Below are 16,224 nucleotides of genomic sequence, written 5' to 3' on the forward strand. Positions count from 1 at the left end.
ATTAAACCGCCTGGATTTCAATACACAAACAATCAGCCTCGGCATAAACCTTCTCTTTGCCGTCCCATAGTTTACCGCGAATCAGAATTTTGCGCCCCTCGATGGAAACAACTTCGGTGTCGACCTGTACCACTTGCAGGATCGGCAACAGGCAACGAAAATTTACATTCAGGTTTGCGACAACAATAGCGTGTCCGGCCGCCCAGGCAGCCAAGCCCAAAACTTCATCAAGCACCGCTGCCATGCTGCCACCATGGGCATGTCCCGGCGGGCCTTCGGTCTCCGGGCCAAACCAGATCCGCGCCACCAACGACTGATCGGCCTGCCGATAGTAGCGGGTGCGAAAGCGCTGGCCTTGCGGATCGCCGGAGACAAAACGCAACGAACTGCCGACCAAAGCCGGAGCGTCAAAAAAATCCCAATCGGACTCACCGGTTAGATCAGGCTGATAAACAGTTTCAGCAGTCATAAAACACCTCAAAGACAAAAAGGGCCGAGTATTACTCGGCCCAGAATAAACAGTAGGATCACTTACGGTCACGCTAAGGAAGCTTCACTCAACCGAAAAGGACCTTAAGGACCAATTTCGGCACTCATTTTAGAGACTCGCTGCGTTTTAATCCAGCTCAATCAGCGACGACCGAGCCATTTACGCCGCAAAGCAACCACCAGCAACCCGCTGGCCATCAGTAACCAACTTGACGGCTCGGGAACCGGTTGCGAGTCTTCAGTGACCAGTGGTGCCCCTGCTGTTGTAGGTTTTGGGAAATTTGAATCACCATCAGAAGCATCATCGTCGAGAACCGCAGGAATCTTGGTAAAATCATCCAGCCACTTGCAGACCTATCGGTTTTTTTAACAAAAAAAGGCCGGACACAATCATGTCCGGCCTCTGTTCTGACTAGGGAGAAAATCAGCTGTTATTCTTTTCAAACTCCTGCATAAAGCTGGCAAGTGCCTCAACCCCGGCCATCGGCATTGGGTTGTAAATCGAAGCACGGATACCACCGACATTGCGGTGCCCCTTGAGGGCATACAATCCGACAGCGACAGCCTCTTTAAGGAACTTGGCTTCCAATTTTTCACTCGGCAGATTGAAGGAGACGTTCATGATCGAACGATGCTCCGGGTGAGCCACGCCACGGTAGTAACCAGAAGCGTCAATCACTTGATAGAGCCGGGCAGCTTTTTCTTCGTTGCGCTTTTCAAACGCAGCGACCCCACCTTGCTCCTTGATCCATTCCAGCACCAGCTTGGTGGTGTAGATAGCAAAGGTGTTAGTGGTATTGGTCAGGGAGTTATCGGCAGCAGCCTGGGTGTAGTTGAGCAATACCGGGGTCTCTTTAGCCGCATTGCCAAGCAGGTCTTCGCGGATAATTACCATTGCCATACCAGACGGCCCGAGGTTCTTTTGCATGCCCGCGTAAATCACACCGAACTTGGAATAATCGATCTTCCGCGAAAGGATCTCTGAGGTCATATCAGCGACCAACGGCACATCGCCAGTCTCCGGGAACTGATTCCAACGGGTTCCGTAAATGGTGTTGTTACCGGTGATGTGCACATAGGAAACATCTTCGCTAAAGATTGCCGGGTCGTACTCGGGAATCCGATCGTAGTTGGTTGCCGCGCTGCTGGCAGCAATTTCGACGTTACACAGGTCTTTAGCGTCCGTGGAGGACAGCTTGGCAAAGTTTCCGGTTTCGAAATAAAGACACTTCTTGCCCGGCTTACGCCCGGCCAAGTTGAGCGGCAAGGCCGAAAACTGCATCCGCGCGCCACCATGGATAAAGAGGATTTTGTAGTTATCCGGCAGGCCGGTCAACTCACGAAACAGTGACTGGGCTTCTTCCAGGATGGCGACAAATTCTTTAGACCGGTGGCTGATCTCGATAACCGAAACCCCCATCCCCTGGTAGTTGAGCCACTCCTGTTGAATTTTCTGCATCACCTGTTCCGGCAGCATTGCCGGTCCAGCGCCGAAGTTATAGACCTTGTTCGCCATCTTCTGCTTCCTCCATTAGCGGATAAAAATGATTAAAGGATACGGGCGCTGATCACGCCGTCGATCTCCATGAGCACCGCAACCAGATCTTCCTGCGGTTCGTGCTCGATATCGATCAGATTGTAGGCTATTTCGCCACGACTTTTATTGATCATATCGACAACGTTGTACTCGCGATCGGCCAACACCGAAAGGATCTGCCCAAGCATCTTCGGCACATTTCGGTTGATAATCGCCAGCCGACAAACGCCACTACGTTCCAAAGAGGTATTAGGGAAATTGACCGAATTTTTAATATTGCCGTTCTCAAGAAAATCGATCAGTTGATCGCCAACCATAATTGCGCAATTTTCTTCGGCCTCGGCGGTACTGGCACCCAAATGCGGCATCTGTACGACGTTATCGCGACCGAGCAATTCCGGCATCGGGAAATCACTGATATAGCGGCGCAACTTACCCGAATCGAGGGCCTCAACAATCGCCGGGGTAGCTACCAATTTTTCACGGGAGAAGTTGAGCAGCACCGAACCGGGCTTAAAGCTTGCGGCCAGCTCCTGATTGATCAGATTACGGGTCGCTTCGAGCACCGGCAGATGCAAAGAGACATAATCCGATTTAGAGAGCAGGGTCTGCATGTTCTCGACCTTCTCGACCTCGCGCGACAAACGCCAGGCGGCATCAACCGACAGGGCCGGATCCATACCGAGAACCTTCATCCCGAGCATCAATCCGGTCTCCGCCACCAGCGAACCGATCGCACCCAGGCCGACAACCCCAAGAGTTTTACCGGCCAGTTCGGCGCCACAGTACAGCTTCTTGCCATTTTCAACCAGCTTATGCAGCTCGCCTTCGGTCAGCCCGGGACCTTCCCGCTTAACGTAATTAATGCCGCCGAGAATATCGCGGCCGGACATGAGCAGACCGGCAATCACCAGTTCCTTGACCGCGTTGGCGTTAGCGCCGGGAGCATTAAACACGACGATACCGCGTTCGGTACAATCGGCGACCGGAATATTGTTGACCCCGGCACCGGCCCGCCCGATAGCAGTGACGCTGTCGGCAATCGTTTCCGGGGTCAGATTATGACTGCGCAGCATGATCGCGTCGGGATGAACAATCTCCGAGGCGACCTCGTACTTGTCACGGGAAAACTTGTCCAGACCTTTAACAGAGATTTTGTTGTGTGTCAGGATTTTGTACATAAAAGTTCCTCCTGTAGACGGCAAAATATCATGAAAAAACAAGCTACTAGACGTTTTCACAATGGATCAAATTCGCTGTCAATCACCACCCCGCTATTTCACAATCTTCAACCGCCCCTTCCCAGTGGCCCCGCCACCGGCGGGTTTATCCGGATCGGTCCCCGGTTCTTCGGACTTAAGGGAGGCACCAGGGGGATCACCACCGATCTGCGGCAGTGCGCCGTCATCCAGCATCTGCCCAACCGCCTTGGCGATTGTCAGACATTGCTTCATACAGACCTTGTAGGCCGGGCACATCGTGCAATCAGCCTCGCCGCCAGCGGCTTTGAGGCTGTGAACCAGCAGCTCGACACTGTCGAGCTGCGATAATGGGACAAAATACATAAACGTTCTCAATCCTGTTTTGAATTTATCAGTCGGCCATCTCTCGATCGGCGACGGCAACGAAGGCCCGCAGTTTATCCATCATCACCTGGAAATCTTCTGGTCGCAACGATTGCGGGCCATCACTGGTCGCTTCCTCTGGGCAGGGATGCACTTCAACCAACAGTCCGTCGGCGCCAGCAGCCGCTGCGGCATAACACATCGGGGCGACCAGGTGGGCATGACCGGTGGCGTGGGAAGGATCGATCATCACCGGCAGGTGGGTTTGCTGCTTGAGAACCGGAACAGCCGAGATATCAAGGGTATTGCGGGTTGCCGTCTCAAAGGTGCGGATGCCGCGTTCACAGAGAATCACCCGTCGGTTACCCTCGGAAAGAATATACTCGGCACTCATCAAAAACTCTTGAATGGTCACCGCCATGCCACGCTTGAGCAGGATCGGTTTGTCGAGCTGGCCAAGCATCTTCAACAAGGCGAAGTTCTGTGTATTACGGGCGCCGACCTGCATCACATCGGCATACTTGGCGACCAGTTCAACATCGCGCGGATTGACCACTTCGGTGACAATCGGCAGCCCGGTCCGCTCACGTGCTTCCGCCAGCAGCTTCAGGCCATCCTCTTCCATCCCCTGGAAGGAGTAGGGACTGGTGCGCGGTTTGAAGGCCCCGCCACGCAGCATACGCGCACCGGAACTTTTCACCGCGACCGCAGTGGCGCAAATCTGTTCCAGACTCTCAACCGCGCAGGGACCGGCACCAACGACAAATTCCTTACCACCGATGCTCAGACCGGGGACAATCTCAATCTCACTCGGCTGCGGCTGCACTTCGCGACTGGCCAGTTTATACGGCTTGAGAATTGGCACCACCCGCTCAACGCCAGGCAGGATTTCCAGCGCTTGCAGCTTTTCTTTACCGCGTTCATCGCCGACCGCGCCGATCACATTGCGGGTCTCGCCATGGATCACATGTGGTTGGTAACCGAGGGCCATAATCTTCTTTTCAACTTCCGCCAGTGCTTCCTGTGAAGCGCCTTTTTTCATAACAATGATCATTGGTCTCTCCTTTACCGTCGTTTCGACAGCTAAAGGCAAAAGGCCGCCCGATTCTCCCGGCGGCCTTTAATTTTCAAATCTGCAAAAAAGAAAAACCATGGGAGAACCGAGTTGCCGTTCTGCCATGGTTTTGTGTGATCCGAAGTTGCTAGCTCCTTACAGACCTCTTCCCGCGGCAGACGGCTTAAAAAAACCGAAAAACCAAAAGAAAAAGCTATAAAAGGAGCGGTAAAAAGTCATCTTCGTTCACCCTTTAAGTTAAAATGTTGACGCAGTTTAAACGTGAAATCTCCGCCAATGCAAGGATTTTCTGCAAATGCCATGGCCATGCTCGACAGTGGCCAGTCGGATGCCCGACGTTCAGCAACAGCACAGGGATTATGGACTAATACAGATCGCCTATTTGCGGCTGTAATGCGGCGATAACCTGCTCGACCCAACGATCGACGTTGTTGCGCCGAATTTCGCTGCGTAACTGGCGCATCCGCTGGCGACGTTCCTCGTCTGACATTGAGTAAGCCTGCCAAATAGCATCCGCAGTTCCCTCGATATCAAAAGGATTAACCAGCAGTGCCTGCTGCCCCAATTGGACCGCCGCCCCGGCAAATTCACTGAGAATCAGCACCCCATTCTCCTCAATTGACGCCGCACAGTACTCCTTGGCCACCAGGTTCATGCCATCACGCAAAGGGGAAATCAGGGCGATCTCGCAGCTCCGGTAATGGGCCAGCAACTGGGTTCGGTTCAGGCTGCGATAGAGATAGTGAATCGGCACCCAGCCATGTTCACTGAAACGCGCGTTGATCCGGCCAACCAGGCGATCAAGGGTCTCCTTGAGGGTCAGGTAATCCGGCACCAGAGTCCGGCTCGGTACGACCACCTGAATCAGTGATGTTTGCTGGCGCATGGCCGGATACTTCTCCAAGGCACGCTCAAATGCCAACAACCGCTCGGGAATACCCTTGGTGTAATCGAGCCGGTCAACCCCGAGCAATAACTGCCGCCTCTGATAGTGTTCGTGCAGATACCAGGCGGCTTCCTCAACGTCCTTCTGTCGGGCGCCCTGATCAAACTCATCAAAATCGATGCTGATCGGGAAGTTCCCGACCGTCACCTGCCGCTCGCCAAAATCAAGCACCGTCACCCGCCGGCGGATATCGGCCCTGACATGGGGATACATCTCACGCACGCCAGCAACGAAATTGCGGCGATCACGCAGGGTTTGAAAGCCGAGCTGATCATAACTGAGCAACCCATCCAGTAACTCTTTCTTCCACGGCAGCCGCCGAAACAGATCAAAGGAAGGGAAAGGGATGTGCAGGAAAAAGGCCAGTCGGTTCTTCACCCCCAAGCCGCGCAGCAATCCGCCGACCAGCGTCAATTGATAATCGTGAACCCAGATCAGTTGCCCATCGGTCACCTGCTCGGCAATTGCCAAGGCAAACTTTTTATTGACTTCGCAATAGCGCAGCCAGGTTGACAGCTTAAATTTACAACGCCCCAGCAGGTCATGAAACAACGGCCAAAGAGTTTCGTTGGAAAAACCCTGATAGTAGAGTTCGACATCCTCTTCGGTTAGAGGCACCGCTGCCAAACGGTAGCCGTGCTCAGTGGCAAAACGAGAAAACAGCTCGGCATACGGCACAGAATCCACTACTCCGCCAGGCCAGCCGATCCAAAGACCGTTGACCCGGCGCATAACTGGCTCAAGGGCCGTTACCAAGCCACCGGCAGACGGCTTGATCTGCCAACCACTGTCATCCTGTTCGACAACCAACGGCAAACGATTAGAAACGACGACAAGCTGTTCCTCAAGTTGATTCACCGGGCTGCCCCCTCCTGTTAGCGATCCATTGATGCAAAAACCACAGCAGTTCCTGCGGCGGCCGCAACCAGAGATCGGCTGCCGTAGCGCGACATTCCGTTCGAACCAGAACCTTTAACCCGCGATCAGCCAGTTCCACAAACGCATCCTCGTCAGTCAAATCATCCCCCAGGTAGGCCGCAACAACATCCTCGGCGGATTCCACCAGCAGCTGTTTGACTGCGGTTCCCTTGTCCACCCCGGAACAACGCAGTTCCAAACCACCATCAAAGCTGTGCACCTGAAGCGCTTTTCCTGCGACCAACTGGCGCCATTTCTGACCAATCTGATCACGCAAACAGGCTGTCTTGTCCAGATCAAGCCCGCGCCAATGCAGGGCCAGCGAGACGGGTTTGCGCTCCAACTGCTCGGCAAATCCAGCCGCCTGGACCAAATCGGCGGCCTGCTCCAGCAACCTGCCCACCGACTCCGGCAAGCTCCTTTGTAAACTCCGCCCCTCCGGCAGACAGCGTTGCCAGCCATGACAGCCCCAAAGTTCAGGTGTTAGTTCAAGCCCGAGACAGGGCCTCAAGCTCTCCAGCTCACGCCCACTGATGACAACCAGTCGGTTATCTTCCAACGCCATCAGCTGCTGGAGCAATTCAGCGACCCCGGCATAAGGACGCGCAAGTTCGGGATTAGCGACAAAGGGGGATAATGTCCCATCGAAATCAAGGATCAGCAGCGCTTGCTGTGCCTGTCGCAAGCGCATCCAGAATTGTTCCAAGACTAAAGTTTCGCTCAGTATCTGCATATCAGGCGGCAAACAGATGGTCAGCCATCCCGCGCCGCAGGGCTAACATCAGCGTCAGGTATTCGCGCAAGTGACGGGTGAGCAAAAAATTGTCCTTAACGAACCCCTTAGCGGTGTCACCCATCTGCTTAATCGTCTCTGGCCGCCGCAGCAGTTCGCGCATCCGCAGTGCCGCTCCCTCCGGCGTATTGACCAAAAAACCGGTATGATAGTTGTGCACCTGCAGACGAATGCCACCGACATTACCGCCGATCACCGGCTTGCCCTTCCACATCGCTTCGGTCACGGTCAGTCCAAATCCTTCCTGTAACGACTTCTGCAATACCAGAGTCGACGCGCGTTGCAGGGCATTGATGGTCCGGTGGGCATCACCCGGCAGCAGCAAGATTTGAATCCGCGGATCGCCCTTGGCGGCATCTTCGACCTCTTCGAGCACCGCCGCGCCTTCGGGATCGTCCGTCGCCCCACCACCAGCCAACAGCAATTGCGCATCAACCACCTCGGAAAGCAGTTTGAATGCCTCAATCACGCCGAGCGGATCCTTAAAACGGTCGAAGCGCGACACCTGCGTCAGCAAAGGACGGTCGCTCGGAATCCCGTAACGTTCCAGAGTTGAGGCAATCTCAGTATCGGGAAGCGGGCAATTTTTCTCACTCAGCGGATCGATACTCGGAGCGATCAGAAATTGCGGATGCGGCAGCGGTTGCGCAAATTCCGGCATCGAAAAGATACTGGCATCGTAACCGCGCACCTTGCCTTGCAAATATTTCCAGATTTTCCGATACGGGTGACTGGCATCGATATGACAACGCCAGATCCACTTGCCCTTGCGATTCGGGCAAAGCTCCAATAGGTGCGCCGGTTGCGGATCATGAATAATGACAAAGTCAGCCGCTTCCAAAATCGGCCGCAATCGCTGTGCATTACTGGTCAGCGTCTCTTCGTAGGTTTCGATCATCCGCTGCGTCAATGGCGCGGCCACCCCCTGCAAGCCATTATGAAACGATTTGGTCACGTGGAAAAACGGCTCATTACCTTCGATAACTTCCCAACTGGCATCAATCCCCAGATCGCACATCAGCGGGACCAGCCAGGCCAGGATCTCCGCAACACCGCCACCAACCCGGGTTGAATTGACATGCACCACCGTTGCCCCAGCCAGCTCTTTGGCAAACTGGCGCAGTTGCGAAATCACAATCGAGCCGACCACCTCTTCGTAAGATTGCAACGTTCGACTCATGCCGTCGCCTCCTGCGCCAGACAAAGTTCGACCAGTTCCCGTTTCAATTCGCGCAAGGTGAGAAAATAAAAATCGATGCTCGCCAGCCCAGCCACAAACGCTGTCGCAGCTTCTTTCCTCCCCTGTAACCAAAAACTAAAGTCATCCTGGCCACCAGCGGTACGCCGCCGTGCTTCGACAAAATGATAATAGACGCTGCTCTGGCTCATGGCGGGTAACGCCTGCTGCAACTCCGCCAGCGAACGTAATTCCAGGCCGGTATCGAATATCACCGTCGCCGCGCGCATAAAACGGAAATCCTCGCTTGCCGGATGCCATATTTCATGTGGTAATTCAGCTGCCCGTTCATCGACAATCTCAACCAGTCGCTCGCGCAATTCGTCCAAACTGTTAAAAGCGTAAGGATTAAGAATGCCGAAGCGCTCAGCTAACGCCCGATCGCCCAGAAAACGCGAAGCCCAAACGGCAAAGTCATTGCGAAATTCCGGATCATCAAAAGACGGCCGAATCTGAGTTTCGCAAAAATGATGATAAAGAGACTCCAGCGGGCAGACAGCCAGCCGTTCACGCAGCTCCCTCAAGTTCATCACCGAAGAGATCCCCGCCATCCGCGTAATCAACGCACAATCTTTTACCTGGAAATTATCATCCTGTGATTCCATAGCAGTCTCGTGCATTGCCGCACTCCCTGACAGAACTCTCCTGTAAGATTCCGGCACAAAAGCTAAGTCACTGAAATATAGAATAACGGTCCTATCCACCAAACAAAGGTGGATGTGACATAGGTTGACATTATTGTGATGGAACATAGCTCCACAAGGAGGTATGCCCATGACACTTAATCAGTTTCGCAACATGTTTCCAGATGAAGGTGCTTGTCGAAAATATCTGGAAAAGGTGATTTGGCCCTCGGGTCGGGTTTGTCCGCACTGTGGATGCTTGAAATCTTGGCTGCTCAAAAGTGACTCGGCCCGCCCAGGCCTTTACGAGTGCAGCGGGTGCGCAGGGCAGTTCACTGTAACGACAAAGGCGCCCTTGCACAGCACCAAACTACCGCTTCAAACCTGGCTGCTGGCGATGTATTTCATCATCAACTCCAGTAAAGGAATTTCATCGGTCTTTTTAGGCAAGTGGCTCGGCGTCAATCAGAAAACCGCATGGAAGGTCGGTCATGCGATTCGAACCATGATGGCTGTCCATGCTGACGCCATCGGGTTGTTGTCCGGCATCGTAGAGTTGGACGAAAAGTATCTTGGCGGCAAGCCGAGATTTCGACACGGCGTGAAACACCCCAGGGGCAAAGGAACCAAGAAAACCTGTGTTCATGTGGCGGTCAGCCGAAAAGGCCCGGTTCGAGTCGGGGTGATCCATGGCGATAGCTACGCGGCTCTGGCACCACACGTCAAGCAGGTCGTTTCACCTGCTGCGCGGGTCATGACGGACCAATTGCATGCCTACATGGTGCTCGGGAAGGAGTTTTCCGATCATGAAAGCGTCAATCATGGCATCAGGGAATACGCTCGCGGAGAAGCTCATGTCAACACGGCAGAATCCTTCAATGCGATTCTGGAAAGAGCGAAGCAAGGCGTCTTTCATTATGTCAGTCGCCAGCACATACCGCGCTATCTCAGCGAAGTCGCCTTCCGCTGGAACAATCGGGTTCCCGTGGAAAAGAAGCGAAACGGATTGTCAAAGATCGTGATGCAAACAAAACCGGTGCTGGAGCAGTTTGAAGCCCTTCTTGAGCATGCTGTCGGCACCCAGCTACGAAGAACCATTTGGGGCGGCGTTACTCAGCCACAGCCTTTGTATTGTGGATAGAACCGTAGAATAAAGCATATCAACCTTAAAGAACCGCGCAAGCTAATATCTCATCTAACTAATTTCCCATCTATTTTTCCTTGACAGTATCAGGGCCATTGGTTATAAACGTGTCTCCTTTTGCCCAGATAGCTCAGTCGGTAGAGCAGAGGACTGAAAATCCTCGTGTCGGCAGTTCGATTCTGTCTCTGGGCACCATAAATATCAAGGGGTTACGGCTTATGCTGTAACCCCTTTTTATTTGCCATGTGTAATTCGTGTGTAATGGTGCAGATAGTAGCGTCTTACGCCAGCTCACCGTACCTATCATCAAGTACATCCATTGCCGTTTGAATATGCTGTCCATTCTGGTGGGCATATCGCTCCACCATAATCAGAGTCTTGTGGCCACTGATACGCTTCACTGTTGGAAGGTCAACCCCTGCTTGAACCAAGTGCGTAATGGCGGTGTGACGGAGAGTGTGTCGAACGATCTCATCGGGGTCCATACCAGCCGCCCTTACAACCCGACGGTAAGAATCCCGAATCTCGACACGGTGCCCAGAATTAGAGCTGGGCGACGGAAACAACCACGGAGTGTCAGAAGGCAATGTTTCCAGATACCACAGCAGGAAAGTTACCAACTGCTTCGTGATCGGCTGTTCTCTCATCCCTGCCTTAGCTTCTGGAACAAAGATAGTCCGCCGACTAAGATCAATGTGTTCTTTTCGGATCGACAATACCTCCATCTTACGCATGGCGGTACCTGCTGCAATCATGATGAAAGGGTACATGCGGGGGTCTTGATCGGCCCTTGCTTCTTCCACTAATCGGTGAAGCTGAGAAATCGTGAGGTAGACGATTTTTCCATTATCCTCTTTCAGTCGTTCAATCTTTGCTGGACGACACTTCAACCACCCCCAATCAACCCCCTTGCTGAATAAATGGGATACCACGGCCAACTCCCGATTTACTGTACCCTCCTTAGCTCCTGCATCTTTACGATGCTTCTTGAAGCGGTTAAGGTCGAAGGTAGTAATCTTCGCCAGCGGGGTCTTACCAAAGAAAGGGATCAGATGCTGATTGAGGCGACGCTTCTTGGCCGCCATGTCTTTACCACCCTCCTGCTTCAACCTCTCCATGTAGCTGCCGGCAGCCTCCTCAAAACCCAAAGCCAACTTCCGTCCCCTTGGTAAACTTAACCGATCATGCTTGGCATCCTGCCGAAACTTACCAAGCTGATCTTCCGCCTGTGATCTCGTAGTGCCATCGGACTCATAACCGACAGTTCGGTTGACTCGTATCCCGTCAATCATCGCACAGACACGAAAAACCCCATCACCGCTGGCAAGTCGACTGAACATGATACCGTGTTCAATTATCACTTCGTCTTTGAGTAGTTGCCGCATATTCGTGCGGGTCAGTTTCGAGTATTTAATACCCATCAGGCTCCCCTCCTTAGTCTTTAGATTTTTCGGCAGCAGCAATCTTGATCGCTTCAAAATCCTGCCGTATCGCTTCCATTACAGGCTGTCTGCTCTCCCAGTACTTCTTGGACTCCTTGATTGCCTTCCACTGGAAATCTTCTTGGTAGGTCAGCAGTTTGGGGAAGTGCTGCGCCAGCTTAACAAATCTATCAGCCTCCTCTGGGTCCCAAAGAAAGTCGAGCATGTTCTGAGGAGCGCCCTCTATACACTGGCTCTCCCCTGCTGAGATAGAGAGACGTTCTTCCGCTTCACGCTCTAATGCTCGTTCGATGATCATTGCATGGGTTCTCTTTTCCTTCCTCCCCATCAACTCAAGTGCAAACTTTATGCGAGGTGAAAAACGCACCGAAAACGGTGATCCCTTGGTCCTCTTCTTAAACGTAACCGGCATGTTCATTCCTTAGGTTTAAAGGTTTGTCAAGAAACTCAATAACTTACAGAAAAAAACGGCTTGACACAAACGACAAAGCAACTTATCGTCCTCTCAAGAACTACAGTGTCATATCGCGTACTACATTTGCAAAGGATTTTTTTGATAAAAGGAGAACATTATGGAACAGAGCATCAATCAGGTCAAAGTCACCGTCCTCCCCGACGGCAGAATGGACACCAAAAATGCAGCCCTTTACACCGGCCTCAAAGAAAAGACCATGGCAACGATGCGCAGCAAAGGCAGTGGCCCGAGCTTCACTAAAAGGGGACTGGTCTTCTATTTCAAATCAGACATTGATAAATGGTTGAGCGGTGGGGAGATATGACATGAACAACAACACGCATCTCAAGTCTTATCGGAATGCAGCCAACCAGAAGGCTTAACTCTTATTGTCGCAGTTGCGACACGACAGACTAAAGACAAAACCCACGGCGGCAACCGTGGGTCTGTCAGTACAATTCTTTCACCCCACGACACAATAATGGAGGCACCAATGAGCATAACAATTATCAACCCGGAAAACACGAAGAAAGATTTTCTTAGCAGTGAACTTCAACTTGCTAATACAGCACTTCAAACCTTAGAAAATACAACAGTAAAGAAAGTTGAAGAGCTGGGTTCTGAACAAGAACCTGAACATGTTCGAGACGTGAAAGTCCTGACGAAAACTGAGCTTAGAGAGAAATACCCCAGCACGTACAGCTCACACAAAAACATGAAATCTCGCTGCAAAAAAGGATTAGGTGTACTTGCGCCAAAGCTTGAATCTTTCGACGATTTTCTCTTGCATGTTGGTCCTAGACCAAACGCCAACTACACCCTAGATCGCCTTGACAATGATAACCCCACATATGGTCCCGGATTTGTTGAGTGGCGAGATAAGTATGCCCAGAACTCCAACAAGAGTAATAACGTCTTCCTCACTCATGATGATGGCAGAACCCATACTGTCGCGCAGTGGGCTAAGATCACTTCTCAAAAAAAAGAGAACCTCTATAAACGCAGACAGTTGGGCTGGGCTGACATGGAGATCATCACTGGCGAGAGAGTGAAAGACCTGCCAGACCCACTGGATAGCACCCCTTGGCCCTACAAGACTAGAGAAGACTGGGAGCGGAGGTATCAGACCGCAGAAGCTCGTGGAAACGGAAAAACGCGAATGGAATATCTTTATTTAAGGGCCAAGAAAGACGTTGAGATACTGACGATGCAGGTTGAAGAGATGGAGGCAGGGCACGGCGACAATAAATTGCTAGCATATTGCCATACTGAATACCTTGAAAAGCTACAGAGGCTTTGTCGTGCACAGCAACTCAAGAATGGTGCACAAATGCAATTGGAGTTTGATAGACGCATGAAGGCTTTCATACATCGAACGAGTGCGGTTAATTCAGCTCAAGAGAAAGTTATCTTCCTTCGTGTTAACAAGCGCCCCCTATTCACTATCAACAAGAAGCCAGCTTGATACTATCTGCTGGGGAGTGAGTGTAATGATATGTAGTTTTCAACTTGAACCACTGACACGGAGGTCCTATACAGGATTATAGCCTAATGAAGTCCAAAGGGCCCAAACAATGTCACTTGAATCTACATATCAGAAGCTCACCCCCAAGCAGAAGAATGCTGAGCTATTACTCACCAACGGGATGCCCAGTAAAGATATCGCCTGTGAAATCAATTGCACAGACACGAAGGAAGACGAATAAACATGAATAAACTAACCAGCAAACAGCTCAAAGCCCTCCCCCTGATGGCCCAAGGAATGTCTGGGAAGGACGTTGCAAAAGAAGTATCGGTTACCCCCCAGACAGTCTCTGAGTGGAAGAACTCCCCCGCCTTCATGGCTACCCTAAATATCCTCAGAACGGAGATTCTTGAGAGTGCTAGAAGCCAGCTCCAACAATCGCCAAACAAGGCGATTCAAACTTTGATCGACCTGATGGATAATTCAGAAAACGAGGAGACGAGGCGTAAGGCTGCGCTGGACATATTACGGCTTAATGGTTTTGAACCCGGAAAACATGAGTGTTATGCATGGGGCATCGGCCCCACAGACGTTGAATCAATGACCCACAAAATCAACGGCACTATGGATATAGAGAATATGCTGAAGGGGCTATTGTAAGATCAGTGCAATTGATTGCACAAATGGAAATCCATACTGCAAATGGTTGACTGTAACTCATAGCCCCATAATGACACCTTGGAGTTACTCTATGTCTTTGTGGGGACGCAACCAAACAACCTAGGGTTCTGGGGACTGGGGAAACGGTCTTCTCTGCGGATAGACACCTCATCAGGCAAATACCCTTGGAATATCAGGACGAGGTTGAGAAGGACATCATGAACGCCCTGCGTGACATTCCTGATTCAATCAAAAGCACATTGCGGCCCGAAGAGTGACCTCACTCTCCCTAATGAAAGAGTTGACCCCAAAATGATCGAGCAGTAGAGTACTTGCATTGATTTGCTTGTTATTGGGGGGGATGATCATGCCGAAAAGCTTCATATCACTCTGTACCATTACGTTTCTATTCCTGTCCGCCTCTCTGGCCAGTGCAACAACCCTTGTTGACACCCTGAACAAAAGCTTCAAAAAGATCAGCTATCCCAACGATGAAATCACCGCCACCATTACCCTTCAAACTGAAATTCCTGACATTTCCGGTGACCGAACAACAGACACCGTTCTGCTGGCCTATAAAACCCAAGCCAAGCTTGTCTCTGTGTTTAAACAGAACGGCTGGCAGACTGAAGATGCGTTGCTTGTGGACCCTATCAATGCGGGTCTCATTGAGCTGGAACTGGGTAAGGGAATGAATCTCAAGCTCAAGGAAACACTCCGACTGAAAGCCTATGTCCATCAGTGCGACATGCCAATGCACAAATACCGGGGTGGTAGCCTTGATGAGTTCTTTAAGAAGGATGTTCTGGAAAAAGCAGAACAGTGCTTTACCTACGATGAAAAACTACAGGGTAAGAATTATCCATATTGATTTGATTTTTTAGGAGGGTCTCAGATGTTCAAATTGCTATGCGCCATGTTCGTTCTCGCTACGTTGGTTTCACCCCAAGCTGCTCTTGCTAAAAGCAATATAGACAAGGCTAAAGACTACGCCAAAATAGAAAAAACCTCCGAGGCAAGACAGTTGTTGAATCAAGCCATTCTTGATGATCCACTGGATGCAGATGTCCACTATGAAGCAGGTCTTGTTTACGGTCAGTTGGGTATGTCCAGTGATTTTGATCTGGCGATGAAGAACGCCTGTAAGCTTGAAACCTCTTACTGCCCAAAAGTTGCCCAATCCTATCTAAGTTCAGGAAACAACTCTTTATCCAATCCAAGGAGTGCGGAGAGGTTCTACCAGTTGGCCAGCAAATATGACCAATCGTTGTCCGCTGGAATAGCTACGACACTTCTAAACAGAGGAAAAGCTGCCAGTGCTGACCAAGCGGGGAAGTATTTCAGCGCAGCTTTAGGATTTACAGGTGGGGACAAAGAAACCAAGACATTGATCGGCAATGAATTCCTTAAACTCGCAGCCAAGGCATGGCCCAATTACGACTACAAAGTATTCAAAGCGAAGGCTGTAGAGATTCTCGGAAAAGAACAGGTTTTTCAGGTATTCCCGAAACCTTACGACAAAGTAGTTTTCGAAAATACCGTCACTAACGCTAACCCTAAAAGCGGTGAGTGGACACCTTTGTATGTCTGGGATAGTAGATTCCGAAAAGGTGATCTAATTGAAATATTTACGGACATTCAAAAAGGTGAAGATCCCGTGTGTGTAAACATGGGTAAAGGCTTTAGTCCCGAGTGGATCTCAATTAAAAATAATTATTACCGTAGCACTGTAAAAAACGTGCCACACGGGCGTAATTATTCTGTATATCTTAGCCCTGAGCTAAATGTAACGGCAAGGGTCAAAGTTACGAGAAGAATTAAAAATCCAGAGCCAAACTTAGGCAAGTTAGCAGGGCTTTGAAATGTTATTCATTAT

18 protein-coding genes and 1 tRNA gene are annotated in these 16,224 nt (G+C 51.1%); 7 read left to right on the plus strand and 12 right to left on the minus strand.

Annotated features, from left to right (window positions below):
• Position 1: 1 nt before the first annotated feature.
• The 10 genes from ACZ5PT_RS03120 to ACZ5PT_RS03165 form a co-directional block, all read right to left on the minus strand.
• Positions 2-469 (minus strand): PaaI family thioesterase, encoded by a 468-nt coding sequence (locus ACZ5PT_RS03120; protein ID WP_464265350.1) that lies wholly within the window; start codon positions 467-469, stop codon positions 2-4.
• Positions 470-630: 161 nt separating this feature from the next.
• Positions 631-831: a PEP-CTERM sorting domain-containing protein gene (locus ACZ5PT_RS03125; protein ID WP_464266703.1), complete on the minus strand. Its 201-nt coding sequence runs from the start codon at positions 829-831 to the stop codon at positions 631-633.
• 82 nt (positions 832-913) lie between these two features.
• The gene (gene serC / locus ACZ5PT_RS03130; RefSeq protein ID WP_464265351.1) at positions 914-2,005 is read right to left on the minus strand and encodes a 3-phosphoserine/phosphohydroxythreonine transaminase; all 1,092 of its coding nucleotides are present in this window, start codon (positions 2,003-2,005) and stop codon (positions 914-916) included.
• 32 nt (positions 2,006-2,037) lie between these two features.
• Complete coding sequence (locus ACZ5PT_RS03135; RefSeq protein WP_464265352.1) at positions 2,038-3,207, minus strand: phosphoglycerate dehydrogenase; 1,170 nt, start codon at positions 3,205-3,207, stop codon at positions 2,038-2,040.
• 93 nt (positions 3,208-3,300) lie between these two features.
• A complete protein-coding gene (locus ACZ5PT_RS03140; protein ID WP_464265353.1) occupies positions 3,301-3,591 on the minus strand; it encodes a hypothetical protein in 291 nt (96 codons plus the stop codon).
• 28 nt (positions 3,592-3,619) lie between these two features.
• Positions 3,620-4,645: a 3-deoxy-7-phosphoheptulonate synthase gene (gene aroF / locus ACZ5PT_RS03145; RefSeq protein ID WP_464265354.1), complete on the minus strand. Its 1,026-nt coding sequence runs from the start codon at positions 4,643-4,645 to the stop codon at positions 3,620-3,622.
• A gap of 385 nt (positions 4,646-5,030) precedes the next feature.
• Positions 5,031-6,470, minus strand: a complete 1,440-nt coding sequence (locus ACZ5PT_RS03150; RefSeq protein WP_464265355.1) for an alpha,alpha-trehalose-phosphate synthase (UDP-forming) — start codon at positions 6,468-6,470, stop codon at positions 5,031-5,033.
• Positions 6,457-7,221, minus strand: a complete 765-nt coding sequence (otsB, locus tag ACZ5PT_RS03155; protein WP_464265356.1) for a trehalose-phosphatase — start codon at positions 7,219-7,221, stop codon at positions 6,457-6,459. The genes ACZ5PT_RS03150 and otsB overlap by 14 nt, the downstream gene beginning before the upstream one ends.
• Before the next feature lie 43 nt (positions 7,222-7,264).
• Positions 7,265-8,503 carry a glycosyltransferase gene (locus tag ACZ5PT_RS03160; RefSeq protein WP_464265357.1) on the minus strand — a complete coding sequence of 413 codons (1,239 nt, stop codon included), beginning with the start codon at positions 8,501-8,503 and terminating at the stop codon, positions 7,265-7,267.
• On the minus strand, positions 8,500-9,180 hold the full coding sequence (locus tag ACZ5PT_RS03165) for a DUF5752 family protein (protein WP_464265358.1): 681 nt from the start codon (positions 9,178-9,180) through the stop codon (positions 8,500-8,502). Before ACZ5PT_RS03165 ends, ACZ5PT_RS03160 begins: the two co-directional genes overlap by 4 nt.
• A gap of 154 nt (positions 9,181-9,334) precedes the next feature.
• Here ACZ5PT_RS03165 and ACZ5PT_RS03170 point away from each other — a divergent pair, with 154 nt between their 5' ends.
• Positions 9,335-10,324, plus strand: a complete 990-nt coding sequence (locus tag ACZ5PT_RS03170) for an IS1595 family transposase (RefSeq protein WP_464265135.1) — start codon at positions 9,335-9,337, stop codon at positions 10,322-10,324.
• 122 nt (positions 10,325-10,446) lie between these two features.
• Positions 10,447-10,522 (plus strand) — tRNA-Phe (locus ACZ5PT_RS03175).
• A gap of 86 nt (positions 10,523-10,608) precedes the next feature.
• Here ACZ5PT_RS03175 and ACZ5PT_RS03180 read toward each other — a convergent pair.
• Both ACZ5PT_RS03180 and ACZ5PT_RS03185 read right to left on the minus strand, forming a co-directional pair.
• Positions 10,609-11,748, minus strand: coding sequence for a tyrosine-type recombinase/integrase (locus tag ACZ5PT_RS03180; protein WP_464265359.1), 1,140 nt, complete (start codon positions 11,746-11,748; stop codon positions 10,609-10,611).
• 13 nt (positions 11,749-11,761) lie between these two features.
• Entirely contained in the window at positions 11,762-12,067 is a 306-nt protein-coding gene (locus ACZ5PT_RS03185; RefSeq protein WP_464265360.1) for a hypothetical protein, read from the minus strand.
• Between the two features lie 274 nt (positions 12,068-12,341).
• Between ACZ5PT_RS03185 and ACZ5PT_RS03190 the strand changes: the two genes are divergently transcribed.
• From ACZ5PT_RS03190 to ACZ5PT_RS03210, 5 genes are all read left to right on the plus strand, one after another.
• Entirely contained in the window at positions 12,342-12,548 is a 207-nt protein-coding gene (locus tag ACZ5PT_RS03190; RefSeq protein WP_464265361.1) for a helix-turn-helix domain-containing protein, read from the plus strand.
• Positions 12,549-12,716: 168 nt separating this feature from the next.
• The gene (locus ACZ5PT_RS03195) at positions 12,717-13,688 is read left to right on the plus strand and encodes a hypothetical protein (protein ID WP_464265362.1); all 972 of its coding nucleotides are present in this window, start codon (positions 12,717-12,719) and stop codon (positions 13,686-13,688) included.
• A 243-nt stretch (positions 13,689-13,931) separates the two neighbouring features.
• On the plus strand, positions 13,932-14,348 hold the full coding sequence (locus ACZ5PT_RS03200) for a hypothetical protein (protein WP_464265363.1): 417 nt from the start codon (positions 13,932-13,934) through the stop codon (positions 14,346-14,348).
• Between the two features lie 367 nt (positions 14,349-14,715).
• Complete coding sequence (locus tag ACZ5PT_RS03205) at positions 14,716-15,219, plus strand: hypothetical protein (protein WP_464265364.1); 504 nt, start codon at positions 14,716-14,718, stop codon at positions 15,217-15,219.
• A 24-nt stretch (positions 15,220-15,243) separates the two neighbouring features.
• Positions 15,244-16,209 (plus strand): hypothetical protein, encoded by a 966-nt coding sequence (locus ACZ5PT_RS03210; protein ID WP_464265365.1) that lies wholly within the window; start codon positions 15,244-15,246, stop codon positions 16,207-16,209.
• Positions 16,210-16,224: the final 15 nt, after the last annotated feature.

It is taken from the genome of Desulfuromusa ferrireducens (assembly GCF_055389805.1).